This is a genomic window from Bacillus sp. JJ1127, from assembly GCF_036965845.1.
Taxonomy (GTDB): Bacteria; Bacillota; Bacilli; order Bacillales; family Bacillaceae_G; genus Bacillus_A.
The window spans coordinates 2,190-17,560 of record NZ_JBALQK010000122.1 but is presented as its reverse complement, the minus strand read 5'-3'; the positions used below and the strand labels follow the sequence as shown (position 1 = coordinate 17,560).

At 37.6% G+C, this 15,371-nt stretch carries 11 protein-coding genes; 7 read left to right on the top strand and 4 right to left on the bottom strand.

Annotation, left to right across the window (positions count from 1 at the left end; all coding sequences use genetic code 11):
* Positions 1-67: 67 nt before the first annotated feature.
* Positions 68-334, bottom strand: a complete 267-nt coding sequence (locus V7183_RS12940) for a SunI/YnzG family protein (RefSeq protein WP_335359782.1) — start codon at positions 332-334, stop codon at positions 68-70.
* A gap of 403 nt (positions 335-737) precedes the next feature.
* Between V7183_RS12940 and V7183_RS12935 the strand changes: the two genes are divergently transcribed.
* The 5 genes from V7183_RS12935 to V7183_RS12915 all read left to right on the top strand — a co-directional run bounded on the left by V7183_RS12935 (position 738) and on the right by V7183_RS12915 (position 10,403).
* Complete coding sequence (locus V7183_RS12935) at positions 738-2,354, top strand: malate:quinone oxidoreductase (protein WP_335359781.1); 1,617 nt, start codon at positions 738-740, stop codon at positions 2,352-2,354.
* A 496-nt stretch (positions 2,355-2,850) separates the two neighbouring features.
* Positions 2,851-4,467: an amidohydrolase gene (locus V7183_RS12930; RefSeq protein WP_335359780.1), complete on the top strand. Its 1,617-nt coding sequence runs from the start codon at positions 2,851-2,853 to the stop codon at positions 4,465-4,467.
* Positions 4,468-5,422: 955 nt separating this feature from the next.
* Entirely contained in the window at positions 5,423-6,661 is a 1,239-nt protein-coding gene (gene sstT, locus V7183_RS12925; RefSeq protein WP_335359779.1) for a serine/threonine transporter SstT, read from the top strand.
* 550 nt (positions 6,662-7,211) lie between these two features.
* Complete coding sequence (locus tag V7183_RS12920) at positions 7,212-8,681, top strand: glutamate decarboxylase (protein ID WP_335359778.1); 1,470 nt, start codon at positions 7,212-7,214, stop codon at positions 8,679-8,681.
* Positions 8,682-8,951: 270 nt separating this feature from the next.
* Entirely contained in the window at positions 8,952-10,403 is a 1,452-nt protein-coding gene (locus tag V7183_RS12915) for an RNA-guided endonuclease InsQ/TnpB family protein (RefSeq protein WP_335359777.1), read from the top strand.
* A 680-nt stretch (positions 10,404-11,083) separates the two neighbouring features.
* On the opposite strand, the gene V7183_RS12910 is transcribed toward V7183_RS12915, so the two are convergent.
* Positions 11,084-12,256 carry an MFS transporter gene (locus V7183_RS12910; protein ID WP_335359776.1) on the bottom strand — a complete coding sequence of 391 codons (1,173 nt, stop codon included), beginning with the start codon at positions 12,254-12,256 and terminating at the stop codon, positions 11,084-11,086.
* Between the two features lie 81 nt (positions 12,257-12,337).
* Between V7183_RS12910 and yeiL the strand changes: the two genes are divergently transcribed.
* Positions 12,338-13,009, top strand: coding sequence for a transcriptional regulator YeiL (gene yeiL, locus V7183_RS12905; protein ID WP_335359775.1), 672 nt, complete (start codon positions 12,338-12,340; stop codon positions 13,007-13,009).
* Positions 13,010-13,418: 409 nt separating this feature from the next.
* Positions 13,419-13,694 (top strand): DUF1292 domain-containing protein, encoded by a 276-nt coding sequence (locus V7183_RS12900; protein WP_335359774.1) that lies wholly within the window; start codon positions 13,419-13,421, stop codon positions 13,692-13,694.
* Positions 13,695-14,027: 333 nt separating this feature from the next.
* Here the strand turns inward: V7183_RS12900 and V7183_RS12895 are convergent, their stop codons facing one another.
* Positions 14,028-14,627 (bottom strand): NDxxF motif lipoprotein, encoded by a 600-nt coding sequence (locus V7183_RS12895; protein ID WP_335359773.1) that lies wholly within the window; start codon positions 14,625-14,627, stop codon positions 14,028-14,030.
* A gap of 1 nt (position 14,628) precedes the next feature.
* Positions 14,629-15,189 carry an HAAS signaling domain-containing protein gene (locus V7183_RS12890; protein ID WP_335359772.1) on the bottom strand — a complete coding sequence of 187 codons (561 nt, stop codon included), beginning with the start codon at positions 15,187-15,189 and terminating at the stop codon, positions 14,629-14,631.
* Positions 15,190-15,371 lie beyond the last annotated feature (182 nt).

Sequence of the window (15,371 nt, the reverse complement as noted above, 5' to 3'; positions counted from 1 at the left end):
GTATATATAGACATTCATTAGTGTAATAAAAATTCTACTTTATACGATTAAAACAATCGTTGTTTATTTAGTTTCCTGCAATAGCTGAATTAATTTTATTCATAATAAAGGTATAATTAGTCGTGAATAAGATGTAGTTATTTGTCCTTGTTTTAATTAAAACTCTATCAGTAGTTCCATAGGGAGGACCAATTCTTATAGCTCCCTCATCTGTCCCAGCATATGTATCATCTAAAGTCACCTCAATAATATCTGAGATAGGAATTTCCACTTTAGCTAAATGGTATTTGATTACAATGTTCTCATTTGATTTTTCTACGTTTATTCCTAACATTACCATTCACCACCTATAAAATTAATAAATTATTATAATTAGATAATATCATTTTTTGGTAAAAATAGGCGTTGTTTTATTGTTTTTTTACCTAATCTAACTGTTATTCCAGACATTCATGAAATTATATTAATCAACAAATGTAATTTTTTTAAAAAAATAAGTTTGCTTAAAATTAGGAGAGCTATACTACAAGTAATGGCGGAAATTATAGGGTGTCGATTCACTGTTAACGGCAAAACAAAGCCTCAATCTGGGAATTAAGGCCTTGTTTTTTTGTGTTCCTAGGGCCTTGCAGATGGACTTCTCACTTTTTTATTAGCCTTAAACAGTTTATAATTATCAGATAATACTAGATATTTTACCCTATAAATACTTATAATAGAATATGAGATGGTTATAATTGAGACAGAAAAGATGTATTCCTAGGTGGGGCCTAGGCGGCGCCTTGCTTTTTGCGACATCTAAGCAGAAGCGTCTACTCTTTTTTGCCAATATAGGGGATGGAGAGATTATCATGAGCAACATGCAGCAAAAAACAGACGTTATCTTAATTGGTGCCGGAGTCATGAGCGCGACTTTGGGATCATTACTGAAAGAGTTGGCACCTGAATGGGAAATCAAAGTGTTTGAGAAACTTGCAAACGCAGGAGAAGAAAGCTCTAACGAATGGAATAATGCGGGTACGGGCCATTCTGCACTGTGCGAACTGAACTATACATCCGAAAAATCTGACGGATCTATAGATATTAGCAAAGCTATAAAAATTAATGAACAGTTTCAGCTTTCAAGACAGTTTTGGTCTTATCTTGTAAACAGCAATCTGATTCATAATCCGCAGGACTTTATTATGCCAATACCTCATATGAGTATGGTACAAGGGGAAAAAAATGTAACATTTTTGAAAAAACGTTTTAAAGCGCTGTCAAACAATCCTCTTTTTCAAGGGATGGAATTTTCCGATGATCCTGAAAAACTGAAAGAATGGCTTCCGCTTATCATGGAAGGCCGTACATCGAATGACCCGATAGCAGCAACAAAAATCGACTCTGGAACGGATGTCAACTTTGGTGCTTTAACACGCATATTGTTTGACCACTTACAGAGTAAAAACGTCGAGATAAACTACAAGCATAGTGTTCAGGATATTAAACGTACGAGCGACGGCTTGTGGGAAGTGAAAGTGCATGATATCGATGGCGGTAAAATCGAATACCATACTGCAAAATTCGTCTTTATCGGTGGTGGGGGCGGAAGTCTGCCTTTACTACAAAAAACTGGTATTCCTGAGTCAAAACATATTGGAGGGTTCCCGGTAAGCGGCCTATTTATGGTATGTAACAATCCGGAAGTTATAGAGCAGCATCATGCAAAAGTATATGGTAAAGCTAAGGTTGGTGCTCCTCCAATGTCTGTTCCGCATCTTGATACAAGATATATCGACAACAAAAAAACATTGCTGTTTGGACCGTTTGCCGGCTTCTCACCAAAGTTCTTAAAAACTGGTTCAAACTTTGATTTGCTAGGTTCTGTAAAACCGAATAATGTTTTCACTATGTTGGCAGCGGGCGTAAAAGAGATGTCATTGACAAAATACTTGATCCAACAAGTTATGTTATCGAATGAAAAGCGCGTGGAAGAATTACGCGAGTTTATCCCGAACGCTAAAGGCGAGGATTGGGATATAGTAGTAGCAGGTCAACGTGTGCAAGTTATCAAAGATACTGCTGCTGGCGGTAAAGGAACACTTCAATTTGGTACGGAAGTTGTTAGTGCCTCTGATGGCTCGATAGCTGCATTGCTCGGCGCTTCTCCGGGTGCTTCTACTGCCGTTCATGTTATGCTTGTGGTATTAGAAAAATGCTTCCCACAACATATGCAAGAGTGGGAAACGAAAATAAAAGAAATGATTCCTTCTTATGGTGTTTCACTAGTTGATAACCCAGAGCTATTCCAAGAGATTCATACTTCAACAGCGGAGACGCTTGGTCTAAGTGAAAAGGAACTGGCATATAGTTAATTCTTTGGATGTAGAAACAAAGATATTTAATGAAAAAGTTTAAGCAGCATGTTTCATCAATAGAATATCATTGAAAATAAAACATAGAACCTTCGATCTATCTTTGGATTGAAGGTTCTTTTTTCAAAATGGATTCCTTTTATTCATAGTAAGATGCTGGTTTGTGAGGTGTTTTTGATCAAACTTTGTGGTATCAATCTTGCGTTTTTGAAGAAACGAGAGAAGAAGTCTTTGAATCGTATAGGTAACTAACAAATGTCAGAAGTAGAACAAATTGATTCATGAAAAGGGGCTATGAAGTTGAAAAAACTCATGTGTTAGGAATGCTGACATTTATCCCGCATTAACTGGCAGTAAGCCCCCCCGCTGATTAAAGTTTCACTTTATCCGCATGTTGGGAGATGTCTTGTTCGTAGACAAAGTAATGCCCTTTGTACTTGGAATGCCGTTTGTTCAGAAAGCAGAGACAAAAATAACGATTTAAGGGGGATTTGAAATGGCAGATCGTGTATTTCTAAACGGTGAAGTAATTACAGCCGATGAGAAAAATAGAATTTTAGAAGCAGTTGCGGTCAAGGGGAACCGAATTATTGCGGTTGGTACAAACGAGGAAATAAAGAATTACATTCATGATAATACTCATGTCATAAATTTGGAAGGAAAGAGTTTACTGCCTGGTTTCATTGATTCTCATTTACATATGGCGGTTATTGGAACGAATAAGCTCGGTATTGATTTCAAAGAGCTGCATTTGACATCCTTACGTGATCTTCTGGAAAAGGGGAAGGCAGCGGCGGAGCGGACACCTAAAGGGGAATGGATCCGGTCATGGGGATTTAACGAGAATACAATTGAAGAAAAGCGTTTTCCTACGAGATGGGAGCTTGACGAGATTTCCAGGGAGCATCCAGTTATCATTGGACGTACTTGCGGTCACATTTCTGTAGTAAACAGCAAAGCACTTGAATTGGCTGGTTTGTCCAAAAATACTCCCGATCCGGAGGGAGGAATCATCGGACGGGATGAAAACGGTGATCTTAACGGACTGCTGTACGAAACCGCTCATATGAGTATGTTTGCACTTGCGCAATTTTCCGAAGAGGAACTGATTAAAGGGCTTGCTCTAGCTAGCAATGAGTTTGTTAAATTAGGAATAACGAGTATTCATGATGCCGGCTCATACGGTGCTTCCGTTTTTAGGGCAATGCAGAAAGCAGTTACTTCCGGGGCTGTGAAGACACGGATTTATGCCATGATTTGTGAGCTGAACCAACCTGAAAATTACATTAAGAAAATGATAGATGCCGGTATGTTGTCAGGGCTAGGTAACGAGTGGTTTCGAATCGGTCCTGCAAAGGTATTTACGGACGGTGCCAGCACCGGTCCAACAATTGCAACAAGGGAACCCTACACAAGTAATCCGAATGATTGCGGAATTCTCTATTATAGTCAGGAACAATTAGATGAGATATTAGGAGAAGCGCACGAAAAAGGGTTTCAAATTACGGCACATGCACAGGGAGATCGAGCGATTGATATGTTGCTTACTTGTATGGAACGTGCGCTGGAAAAACATCCGCGGTCAAATCACCGGCATCGGATTGAACATGCGGGGTTGACAATGCCGGATTTACTTATCCGCATGAAAAAACTTGGAGTGGTTCCTATTCCTAATCCTGGGTTCTTCTATGAATTTGGAGAAGGGTATATAAAAGACTATGGTGAGCGCGTAAATCATATGTATCCCCTTCGCGATTATATTGATGCTGGTATCATTGCTGCAGCTGCTTCCGATAGTCCAGTTATCATGCCAAATCCACTTCTTGGTATTCATGTTGCTGTTAACCGCTTGAGTGCATCGGGACAGGAAGTCGGAGCCAATCAGCGTGTTAGCGTTTTGGAAGCAATCAAACTCTTTACTTGGAACGGCGCGTACGCAAGTTTTGAGGAAACGATTAAAGGCAGCATCGAAGTGGGGAAACTTGCAGACTTGGTTGTTTTGGATAAACCGATTCTAAACGTTCCTCACGAACAGATTAAGGACATACAGGTTGAACTGACAATGCTAGACGGTGAAATTGTATTTCAGCATTCAACTTTCTTAATCGGATAAGACATAACTTTATCATGAAAGAAAAGAGGCTGCTCTTAGGAGCAGCCTCTTTAATCGAACGTAACTCCGAATATATCGACTCTTCGACAATGTGCGACCAAACACATACTAATCTTAGTATGTGTTTGGTATTTAAGTAACTGAGAGGAGGTTAGCTTCGGATTATTTCCGTATTCAGAGCAGATAAATCATGAAGTATACCTTTTTAAAATAATGAAAGTTTTCGCGGTATTGACGTAAAGTACCAGACGTTCTTTCTTTCGTTTCTTTTACATGAGTGAACGTTGTAAATAGGATGTGTAATATGTATTGTTCAGTCTTGCTTATGGTTTTTTGTTTCGAAAATTAAAATTTTTTGAAAAATAAAGCGAATAATATTGTGATATATGAAAATAATCCGTTATAATACTACTTATTAGAAAGATAGTTATCTTTATGGAGTGAAATGTGATGAAAATGGGATTTCTATTAGATAAATCTTTGGAGAAATTCTGAAAGAGTACAGAAGGAGAAGATCAAAAGCCAAGCTCTAGGACAGGGATTGGTACATATTTAATAAAAATCATCTATTATTCAATCGAAGCTATCTGAAATAGGCTTAATTTTATCCAGCATTAACGGGCAGTAATACTCCCACCTTAAAATTCAGTGAAAGCATTGTCCAGCTCTAGCGGCTAGAATCTCCGGTCGTTTCGCCCCCTCGGACGAGGCAAAAAGTGCCTCTCTGTCGGAGGCTCTAACGTCCTGCGATTCTGAGCGAGCCGCTTCCGCTTTTCTAAAGAAGTTAGGTGGGAGATAAACTGCCCGTAAAAGCCCGATTGGTTCAACTAATAATCAGTGGGGGATGAAGAAAACCCCACTGATTAAAGTTTCACTTTATCATAGGGTTGTGAGAAATGAATAGCTCCATAGTAGCAATGTTGCAATTTTATCTGAAACTAAAGGGGGAATATCTATGAACAGTATACTGAAAAAGTGGAATCAAGTGAGTCTTGTAAAACAAATTATTGTAGGTTTGATTATTGGTATTATTCTATCTTTGACAATCCCAGAAGTAGCAAAACCTGTTGTAATTTTAGGTACTTTATTTGTAGGTGCTTTGAAAGCAATTGCGCCTGTGTTGGTACTTTTCTTAGTTATGTCGGCCATCGCTCAACACAAGAGTGGTCAACGAACGAATATGAAATCCATTATCTTCCTATACCTTTTAGGAACCTTTTTAGCTGGATTAGCTGCCGTTGTTGTAAGTTTTATTTTTCCTGTAAGTTTAACACTTGCAAAGGGTGCTGAAGGTGTGACTGCTCCTGGCGGTGTTGTAGAGGTTCTCAAATCATTACTGCTGAACATTGTTGATAACCCAGTTAAAGCGATTTCTAATGCGAACTATATCGGTATTTTAGCTTGGGCGGTACTCATTGGTTTGGCTTTACGAAATGCCTCTGATACGACAAAAACAATGATTTCTGATTTTTCAGACGTTGTATCTAAAATAGTTACATGGATTATTAAGTTTGCACCATTAGGAATCATGGGTCTAGTAATTGAGTCTATTACTACAAATGGAATCGGGGCACTACTAAGCTATGGAAAATTACTTGCGATTTTGCTTGGTTGCATGGTCTTTGTGGCGCTAGTTGTCAATCCAATCATTGTGTTCGCATTTATACGTCAAAATCCGTTCCCACTTGTGTTTAAGTGCTTAAAGGAAAGTGGTATTACAGCATTCTTTACACGTAGCTCAGCTGCGAATATTCCTGTAAATATGAGATTATGTGAAAATCTAGGTTTAAATAAGGATAGTTATTCAGTATCCATTCCATTAGGTGCAACCATCAATATGGGTGGTGCCGCTGTTACTATTTCTGTTTTGACACTTGCAGCGGTTCATACACTTGGTATTCAAGTAGACTTCCCTACAGCAATCATCCTCAGCGTATTGTCAGCTATATGCGCTTGTGGTGCTTCAGGAGTTGCTGGTGGATCTTTATTACTGATTCCTCTAGCATGTAGTTTATTTGGAATCTCATCTGATGTTGCTATGCAGGTAGTTGGAGTAGGCTTTATCATAGGTGTTGTACAAGACTCTTGTGAAACGGCACTTAACTCATCCACAGACGTACTTTTCACAGCAACAGCTGAATTTAAAGAGTGGCGTAAAAAAGGGAAAAAAATAAATATCGACAAAGCATCATAAAGAAGAAATCTGGTTCTGGTGCAAATATGATTTTTTAGAAGTATAGAACGTCGATAACATGTTTAGCTATGGATTAGTAATGTTCAAAATTTATATTTCATAAATAAAAGACAGTGAGCAATAAGCTCCTGTCTTTTTATATTGAAAATTCGAGTCGTAGTTAAAGAAACTTTTATTCACAGCTAGAAAAGTAGAACTTCCTTGAGCATGCTATGGATTAGGACTAATCAGTAAAAATATAGCTTTTAAAACTAAATTGATGAGATTTTTACACGGTAATATGATCAAAGAGTTAGGTATTTAATCAGAAGGAGTTTGAATATAACTAAGATGGGGATCCGTATCATAAGTAAATGAGTTTTTAGCGAAAAAACAACAGCACCCTCTAATTTGCTGGAGAGGTGCTGTTTTGTTATTTGAATGGTTTACGTTAATATACTCCTTTAATTCGAATGGTGGCAGCACCTTTTATTAGAATTGTCCCCTTGGTTTAACAAATGCTTTTTTGTAAATAATATGTTTGTTAAACAATTAATTAAGGGGGACTTGTATGCCACAGGATCGAAAAGCAGAAGTTCAAAACGATGCATACGAAGGAAAAGAGATCATGTCAGATAATCCACAATATCTACCGCGTCACGTGCAAATGGAGCTGCCTCACGAATTTTCTGTAAATCCTCTGTTTACCCGCGAAGGAGAATCAGTCGTTCCGCGCTTTCACATGCCTGATAAAGGCATGTTACCAGAAACAGCGTATCAAATCGTCCATGATGAAATTGCTCTTGATGGCAATGCCCGCTTGAATCTTGCAACATTCGTTAGCACATGGATGGAGCCTGCCGCAGAGCACTTATATGCCAAATCATTCGACAAGAACATGATTGACAAGGATGAATATCCACAGACAGCTGAAATTGAGGAGCGGTGTGTCCGCATTTTAGCCAACCTCTGGCATTCGCCCACCCCCATTACGACTATGGGCGTTTCAACAACTGGATCGTCGGAAGCATGTATGCTCGGGGGGCTTGCGTTAAAGAGACGCTGGCAAAACGCACGCAAAAGCGAAGGGAAGCCGGTGGATCGGCCCAATATTGTGTTTAGTTCTGCTGTTCAAGTCGTTTGGGAAAAATTCGCGAACTATTGGGAGGTTGAACCACGCTATGTGAAGGTTAGCCCAGAGCATCCCCAATTGGATCCTCAGGGGGTCCTCGCTGCCGTGGATGAAAATACGATTGGTGTGGTACCGATTCTCGGTGAGACTTATACCGGGCTTTACGAACCGGTTGCCGCCATTGCGAAAGCGTTGGACGATTTACAGGAGAGGACGGGCCTCGACATTCCCATGCATGTGGATGCGGCTTCGGGGGGATTTATAGCACCGTTTCTTCAACCAGATTTAGTCTGGGATTTTCAATTACCGAGGGTGAAGTCCATCAATGTATCCGGACATAAATATGGATTAGTCTACCCTGGGTTGGGTTGGATAATTTGGCGGGAAGCTGAAGATCTCCCTGAGGATCTAATCTTCCGCGTCTCCTATTTGGGCGGGAACATGCCGACTTTTGCCCTGAATTTCTCTCGTCCTGGCGCACAAGTGCTCCTGCAATATTACAATTACCTGCGTTTGGGGAAAAGTGGGTACTATGATGTCCAAAGGGCTTCTCAGAAAGTCGCTCTTTTTCTTAGCAAGGCGATTCAGAAGATGGAACCGTTCGAACTTTTGTCCGATGGTTCGGATATTCCGGTTTTCGCTTGGCGACTGAAAGATGGTTACACATTAAACTGGAATCTTTATGATTTATCTCGACAATTGCGTGTGTTCGGCTGGCAAGTACCCGCCTATCCATTGCCTCCAGATATGGAAGCGGTGACGATTATGCGCGTTGTGGTTCGAAATGGATTTTCCATGGATCTCGCGCATTTATTTTTGATGAACCTCAAACAGGCCGTTGCCTTTCTGGATTCCCTGGACGGGCCTATGCCACATGATACGAAATGTGATAATAGGTTTCATCACTAAGTGGAGACAGATCCCATAGTCATTAAGTTGAGCTAACCACCGGTGAAATTAACTATCTTAGATGAATCCCTCCATTAAGAAATTTATTGGATGGACTTTTTATCGAAAAATTGGCAAGAAAACTCCATCTTCAAAACGTGTAGGGCATAGCCCAGTTTAAGGTGGAGATGAATTGCCATCGCATTTGTAAAAATATTTTCGTAGTATGACGAATGTATGTTCTTTCCAAGTGTTTTGTAGTATCATAAAGGGGAGAAGGAGGTGAACATGATGACAAAAGAAAAAGAATATGCAACCTATCAAATTTGGATTAAGAAAGGTCATAAGTTATACTCTTACTTCTTAGAAATGTGTCAAAACGCAAAAAATCTCTACAATACAACAAACTTCTATATTCGCCAAGTGTATACGGCCTTACGTACGGATCAACCATTACAGCCACTTCAACAAGAAGTTCTTCATACATTACAAGCACATATTGAAATCATGAATGAAAATCAACTGCATGCATACCAAAAACGCGTGCAAAAACAAAAAGAAAAACCTGCGAAAAAACAAAATGAAATAAGATATAACTCGTTTACATTACCGACAAAAGAAAACTCGTTTCTATCCTATAACTTTCTAGATTGTTTGTTTAAAACAATGAAACAACAAGATTATATGAATTTGCCAGCACAAACGAATCAAGCGGTTATGAAGAAGTTATATCAAAACTGGAAATCATTCTTTGCATCCATCAAGGCATACAAGAAACAGCCTTCCACTTTTACGGGTAGACCTCGCATTCCAAAATATATCAAATCATCTATGAAAGAAATTGTTTTCACCAATCAAGTATGCAAACTCCAAGACAAATATATTCGCTTTCCAAAAACAAGCATGAAATTAAATATCGGTAAATTGTTTGGGCGTATCGAAAATCTCAAGGAGGTACGCGTTTCTCCTGCTTATGGGAAATTTAAGGTGGAAATTGTGGCAGAACAACCCGAGTCAGCATCTGAGCATGTGGACAACAACCGCTATATGAGTATTGATTTAGGAATCGATAACATTGCAACTATCACAACGAATACAGGGGCTACTCCTGTGTTAGTAAAGGGCAATGTCATCAAAAGCATTAATCAATACTACAACAAGCAAAAGGCTCATTTACTGGGTATTCTTCGTCATGGAAAAGAAACAAAAGAAGGACCACACACATCAAAGCGTTTAGAGAAGCTTCATGAGAAACGGTTTCTCAAAATCAAAGACATTTTCCACAAAATCAGTTATCACATTGTCGATTTTGCAGTTCAGCATGAGATCTCTATGATTGTGATAGGGAAAAATATATCATGGAAACAAAACAGTGATATGGGGAAACGACAAAATCAATCCTTTTGCCATATCCCATATAATCTACTCATTGAAATGATCACATATAAGGCGCATAGACAGGGTATTAATGTACAAGTCGTGGAAGAATCGTATACAAGCAAAGCATCCTTTCTAGACAATGATGCAATCCCAACTTACGGTGAGGAAGATATTCCTGAGTTCAGTGGAAAACGTATCAAACGTGGCTTGTATCGCACAAAAGAGAACAAATTACTAAATGCAGATGTGAATGGTTCCTATAATATCTTAAAAAAAGCAGTTCCAAAGGCGTTTTCCGATGGAATAGAGGGGTTGTGCCATCAGGCAGCAGTGTCAACTCCACTCGTGTTAAGCATCTTTTGAAGGTGATACACGAGAAACCCCCACTTCAAGATCCGAAGGAGATAAGTGGTGGGAGTTTTCATGGAGATTAAGTCGACCAATAAGGATATGCTTTATACAGAAGAAAAGTTTATATCTCTTATCGGTTTGGGGAACAGGTTAAACACCCGATCTGATAAATAGACGGAGAGATTCCGCCTATTGACTCGAAAAATATGAAAATGGGTAATTTTGCTTTGCATAATCGGAAAACCTCCCCTTATAAACCCCAGAATGAGCTCTATTCTGCATCTAACCGAAAAATCTGCGCTTATTTTACTATCGCTGGTTACTCAATTAAGGACAAGACTTCATATTTAAAGGAAGTGAGAGGGGATAGGGTGATCCAAGAGAACCTCATTTAGATACGTCACGGTGAGCCGTACCATAAGTAAATGAGGTTGCGTCCTGGTATGCGTTTTTGTAGTGATGAAAAAGAGAGATAGGATTTATGTAGGAAAGGATGCATTAAATAAAATTGATGGTAAATTAATAGGCTTGTCCAAAATGAACAAGCCTGCTTTATAATAACCCAGTATGATCTAATGCTCTATGATGATCTTAAGTATTAGGAAAAACGAAAATATGCCGCTGCTTGAATATCCGAAGATTTGTGCAGCATATAAGATCGATTTCGCTTCGTATAGTCTTAAATAAACAGACTAAATAAAAACTGCTGCTTTCTTTTTATGTTCCAAATTTCGATAAACAAGTGCAAGCAGCATCGACGGTATGGTACAAATAATCATCCCGATAAAGGCGTATCTTGGCTCGATTTCGTATAAATAACCGCCGAACATCGTGAACACCGCAGTACTCCAGCTAAGTGCCAGTGCTGAATACATGCCTTGTGCTTTTGGAATCTGCGCATGTGGAATATTTTTGATTAAATATTTCATAAAGGCATAATGCCCCATTGCAAATGAGCATGCATGCAATGTTTGCGCGATACAGAAAACAATAACATTTGGAAAGGCAAATACTAATATCCAACGTACGGATGAACCAAGTGCCGCTAGTGTCAGTAAGGAGCCTACTGAAAATTTACGAAAGCTCTGATCTGCGATTAAGAAGAAAATGATTTCTGCGATCACGGCAATGTTAATAATTACCCCAATTAAATATTTGGGTGCGTGAATATCTTGTAAAAAAATATAGCCATAGCTGTAATAAGAAGCGTGTGCCGCTTGCAGTAAAATCACAATAACGAGCACCAAACCAAAGTGTTTGATGCGAAATAATTCCAGCATACCGCCTTTTTTTGTTTGATCCGCTTGCGGTTTTTTAGATAAAACAACGGGTGCACGCATAAAACCAAGACACACGAATACCAATGTGCCGAGTAACAGTGCCCATAAAATCACTTCATCCCCAAACGCCCCTGTAAAGATGGTTAAGATCATACCTGCCACGACAAACCCAATGGATCCCCACGAGCGGCTCTTCCCATAATGTCTTAATTGATTACTCTGCGCAAGTACGCCAGCTGCGCTATCTAAAGCAGGCATCAGTGCTGGGTAAATAAAATTCAAAAGTAACGTTACCACAAGTAAGCTAACAAAGGAACTCGCTGGAATACAACACAGAATAGCAATTAGTGTGCCGATTGCCATTCCATTTAATAAGGTTTTACTACTAAATTTCCTCGATAAATAAGGAAACGCAATTAATGTAGAAAGGCCTCTTGCAACCAAACCTAAGCTCATAATCAAACTAGCTTGTGAAAGCGTAAGCCCTTTTGTATGAATCATCCATCCTGTCCAATAGGGTAGAAAAATGCCCCATGTCATATAAAAACTAAAAAACTGTCTACTCATCCAGCGTTGTGTGTTCATTCTGTATCCCCCTCATTGTTTGCATGATAACATGGAGATACGTACAATAATATGAGATATCTCACATTTTTGAGGTGGATTATGGAAATTTATAAAAATGAGAAAAAGAAAAGATATTTGAATGAGTACTCCATTGCGCATTTATTTTCTTTTCCAATTGAAGAGTTTATAGAAGTGCATGAATATAAACGTGATGAATGGATTATTCAAGAAGGCATGCGACCGGATTTTTTATTTTATGTCATTGAAGGAAAAGCAAAAATTTATGTAACGCATCAAAATGGGAAAGTTTCCTTAATTAATTTTATCAATGCGAATGATTATATTGGGGAAATGGAATTATTAAATGAGGTGTACTATACAAAGGGGATCCAAACCTCCACTAAGATCATTTGCTTTGCGCTTCCTTTTCATCGCTGTCGCGCACAAATGTTAGAAGATGCAAAATTTCTACGTGAACTAACCAAGTTTTTAAGTGTAAAAGCAACACAAATGGCTGCAAAGTATTCGTATAGTCTCGCCTTCCCGCTTGAAAACCGGCTTGCGGATTTTATTTTGCAAACCTCGGATGAAGAGGTCTATAAGGAGAAACACGTAACTGTTTGTGATTTTTTAGGCGTCTCCTATCGACATTTATTGTATGTGCTTGCACAATTTTGCGACAAAGGGTATTTGCAAAAGGAAGGACGTCACTATCGTATTCAGCAGCACAACCCGCTATATGAACTTGCTGAGATGTTGAGGAATAAATAACTAACTACGATTCATAAATAGTGGTATACCAAAATAGAAGAACAGAAGTTTACTCCGATAAAAACCTTAATTTAAGCATATTAGCCCTTACATGAAAATGATGAAATAGCTGCTACAAGATGGCTTGCCTGTTTCCTATATAAAAGAAATAATTATGGATCAAGGAGGTCTTTCGAAAATCTAAAATAGGATATCTCTAATTTTTTGAAACCGTTGGGACTTTAATTACTTTAGTTGCTCCAATTATCTAATGCGAAATGTATTAGTTCATATTCCTTTTGATTGGGTATTTACGCTAAGGCAGCAAGAATTTGTTGTTTTTTGAGGATTAATTTAATTTTTTATGGGAGAATATGTTAGTAGGTATACGATTTAAACGCTCTATTTTTTAGAGTATGAAAGGAGGCGTATGAATATGGCGGGAATTGAAGTAGGCGAAATTTTTACCATTAGCGATGAGAATGATCAGGAGCAGGAAGTTGAAGTGCTGGGAACGATAAATGCCGAAGGAACAGAATACATTGCTGTTGGGTTTGTAGAAGACCTTCAAAAGGAAACAGATGAAGACATTGACATCTTCTTTTTAAGAGTAGAAGACGATGATGAATTGTCATACATTGAGAGTGACAAGGAGTTTGAAAAAGTGTCTGCTGCGTTTGAGAAAATGATGGATGAGCAAGATTAATATTGATTAGACAGAAGAGGGGGATAAATATATGCCCTCTCTTTTTGTATATATGGTTAGGAAATATTTCTAACGATTGATTGTAAATAAAGGGGAAGTAATATTGATGTTTATTTAATATCTCATTGAATTCTTTTGCATAGTTTGAATCAGCAATCATATTGGCTAAATCAACGAGTAAATCATCGTATAAAAATAGCGTCCCATGCTATTTTACTGTATTTTATGATCCAGACTAGGTTTGAACTAGCGTCCTCCACCCTTTATAGTCCTTCCGCAAAAAATACCCTTCAAAGTAGCCCTTTTTTTAGTGACTATTTTGAAGAGTATATATCATTGTTGATTGAAATATGTAGTTTTAATATTTTTTTCATTCAAAAACTTTTCGATTTCTTTTTGCTTTCTACCATTAACTTTAGTAAAGTGCTTTGTAAAAGAAAAATCTGTTTTTAACAAGTTACCATTTTGCGAGAGTTTGTCTATTTCCTGTTGCAGTTCTAATAAAATTGCCGTAGTAGATGAAATATATTCATAGATTTCCTTCGAAGGTTTTTTATAATCATCAGGTATATTATTATTACTAATAAAATCATGGAAGTTCGCATCATTTTGTTTCGCTAAATCTATTAGTTTTTGTAATTTTTCTCGATCGGATTCAGTAACATTCTCATCAGAAATTGTTGAAGAAAGCGGAACGATGTTTTCAGATAACTCCCCACTATAATCTAAATAATTTTTTATACTTTGTTTCATTTCATGTTCATTAATATTTTCATTCTTTTTTTGAGAATTGAATATATTTTCTGGAATTTTAATAGTAACATCCTTAATAGATTGTACATCGTTTGCTTCATTAGATTGTGTATCGTGTGAGCAAGCAGACATAAATACAATAGTGAGCGACATGAATAGATATAAAATATATTTTTTCATTTTAATCTCCTTTTAAAATGGCTAAATTCCATTTTAAATACTTTACTAAAAGTGAGTATAAATGTTTTAGTGCCTGGTAAGATATTACAGCGATTGCTAAACCAACGAGAGAAGCTACACATACACTATAAACATCTGAAAAATGGATTTGATGAAATCCTTTGATAAATCCTACTACTATTAATAGGATAGGTGAAATTAATAGTAATGGAGTGGCAATTATGAGCGTTAGGAGAATTGGTAATGACAAGAGTAACAAGAAGAAGGCAATAATGATAAATATAAAGTTCACAAAACTTAAGCTCATAACAGAAAATATTGCTATTATAATATTTTTGAGGCTTCGTTTATTATCAGCGTTGCTTATAGCATATGTAACATTAAGTTCTTTAGCGATAGTTTTAGGGTTTCCTAGATTTTTAGAAATTTCTTCTTCAGATTTCCCATCCTGTTTACCACTGATAAAATGAGTTTCATATTCTGAGATAATATCTTTTTTTTCTGAATTCGGTATATTTTCTAAGGAAAAGCTAAGTTGTTTTAAAAATTCATTTTTGTTCATTAAAATCACTTTCCTTTATGAAATGATTAATCACATCTGAGAATTCTATCCGTTCATTTAGTAAACAGCGTAACCGTTCTCCTCCTTTTTCGGTTATAGAATAATATTTTCTTGCAGGGCTTTTGGAGGATTATTGAAAATAAGTTAAGAGACAACCATCATATAACTATATATACATCAAT

Bases quoted from the DNA above. Each gene is read 5' to 3' on its own strand.
- V7183_RS12940 (WP_335359782.1), bottom strand. From the start codon at position 334: ATGTTAGGAATAAACGTAGAAAAATCAAATGAGAACATTGTAATCAAA.
- V7183_RS12930 (WP_335359780.1), top strand. From the start codon at position 2,851: ATGGCAGATCGTGTATTTCTAAACGGTGAAGTAATTACAGCCGATGAG.
- sstT (WP_335359779.1), top strand. From the start codon at position 5,423: ATGAACAGTATACTGAAAAAGTGGAATCAAGTGAGTCTTGTAAAACAA.
- V7183_RS12920 (WP_335359778.1), top strand. From the start codon at position 7,212: ATGCCACAGGATCGAAAAGCAGAAGTTCAAAACGATGCATACGAAGGA.
- V7183_RS12915 (WP_335359777.1), top strand. From the start codon at position 8,952: ATGACAAAAGAAAAAGAATATGCAACCTATCAAATTTGGATTAAGAAA.
- V7183_RS12910 (WP_335359776.1), bottom strand. From the start codon at position 12,256: ATGAACACACAACGCTGGATGAGTAGACAGTTTTTTAGTTTTTATATG.
- yeiL (WP_335359775.1), top strand. From the start codon at position 12,338: ATGGAAATTTATAAAAATGAGAAAAAGAAAAGATATTTGAATGAGTAC.
- V7183_RS12900 (WP_335359774.1), top strand. From the start codon at position 13,419: ATGAATATGGCGGGAATTGAAGTAGGCGAAATTTTTACCATTAGCGAT.
- V7183_RS12895 (WP_335359773.1), bottom strand. From the start codon at position 14,627: ATGAAAAAATATATTTTATATCTATTCATGTCGCTCACTATTGTATTT.
- V7183_RS12890 (WP_335359772.1), bottom strand. From the start codon at position 15,189: ATGAACAAAAATGAATTTTTAAAACAACTTAGCTTTTCCTTAGAAAAT.